Origin of the sequence: Corallococcus sicarius, from assembly GCF_003611735.1 — a bacterium.
GTDB lineage: Bacteria > Myxococcota > Myxococcia > Myxococcales > Myxococcaceae > Corallococcus > Corallococcus sicarius.
On record NZ_RAWG01000648.1, the window covers coordinates 1 to 1,117 of the forward strand.

Annotated in this window: 3 protein-coding genes; all 3 read right to left on the reverse strand. The window is 68.3% G+C overall.

Annotation, left to right across the window (positions count from 1 at the left end):
- Positions 1-10 precede the first annotated feature (10 nt).
- From D7X12_RS41475 to D7X12_RS45440, 3 genes are read right to left on the reverse strand one after another with little or no spacing between them, the layout of a single operon-like run.
- Positions 11-607, reverse strand: a complete 597-nt coding sequence (locus D7X12_RS41475; RefSeq protein ID WP_120630577.1) for a transposase — start codon at positions 605-607, stop codon at positions 11-13.
- On the reverse strand, positions 505-780 hold the full coding sequence (locus D7X12_RS45435) for a winged helix-turn-helix domain-containing protein (protein WP_369333667.1): 276 nt from the start codon (positions 778-780) through the stop codon (positions 505-507). Before D7X12_RS45435 ends, D7X12_RS41475 begins: the two co-directional genes overlap by 103 nt.
- Positions 663-1,055, reverse strand: a complete 393-nt coding sequence (locus tag D7X12_RS45440; RefSeq protein ID WP_208719638.1) for a helix-turn-helix domain-containing protein — start codon at positions 1,053-1,055, stop codon at positions 663-665. Before D7X12_RS45440 ends, D7X12_RS45435 begins: the two co-directional genes overlap by 118 nt.
- Between the last annotated feature and the right edge of the window lie 62 nt (positions 1,056-1,117).

Sequence of the window (1,117 nt, forward strand, 5' to 3'; positions counted from 1 at the left end):
CTAACCCTCTTCAGGGAAGTCCGGTAAGGCGCAGGCCCGCGTGAAGGATGAAGGCGGCGAGAACGTCGTGGCGGTGGCCCAGGCGCACGAATGAAGCGCGTGCCTGGGCGCGCAGCTCGGCGACAGAGTCGGGCGTGGCATTGCGCAGCTCGGCCTTCACCACGCCGTTGCAGCCCTCCTCGGGATTGAGGTCTGGCGCATCGCCTGGCAGCCGCTCAAGGCGGAAGTCCTCGGGGTGGCGGGCGACGAAGTCGAGCGTCGCGGCACTGTGGTGCTGGTTGAGGCCGTCCCACACGATGGTGAGAGGACGGCCCACCTTCCTACGGAAGTAGCGCAGGGCCGCGATGATGTCCTGGCTGGTGAAGCTTCCCTCCCGGTGGCGCGAATACAGACGCGCTGGCCTGCGGCCGTGCGGGGCAAGGAGGGCGACGATGCTGGAGACTTCGCGCCGCTTGTCACGACGGCGCAAGGTGGGCGGATTCCCGACGGGCGCCCAGGTAGACGCTACGCGGGCCCGAAACGAACTACCTGTCTCGTCCACGAAGGCAATGGCCCGCCCGCTTCTTCGAGTCCCCTTTTGATGCGGGGCCAGTCGCGCTTCAGCCATGCCTCCACCAACGCATCGTCACGCTCCTTGGCTCGCGTGCGGGGCTGCTGCGGACTCAAACCCAGCCGATGAAGGCACTCGGCCAGGTAATGGGGTGGTAGCGCACTCCGAACGTGCGGTGGATGAGGTGCGCCACTCGCGTCAGCGTCCAGCGCTCGGTAGGGAAACCGCAGGTGCGCGCCCCTGCCCCTACCAGCTCCGCAACCTGCCGCCATTCCCCCGAACTCAACTTCGACGGCCGGCCCGTGCGCGGCCTCGCCTTCAACCCGCGTGTACTGCCGCCTGCCTCATGCAGTCGCCGCGCCCAACGACTGACGGAGGCCTCGCTGACACCCACACGGCGCGCCACCTCCGCCTGCGACAGGTGCCCCCGTCGCAGGAGTCGTCCGGCCGCAAGCCGCCGCTCCTCAAGCTGCTGCGCCGTCCAGTGCTTTGGCTGCCACGCCATGGACGCCACCCCTCCATGACGTAACCGGTAGCCCCTTACCCGACTTCCCTGAAGGGGGTTAG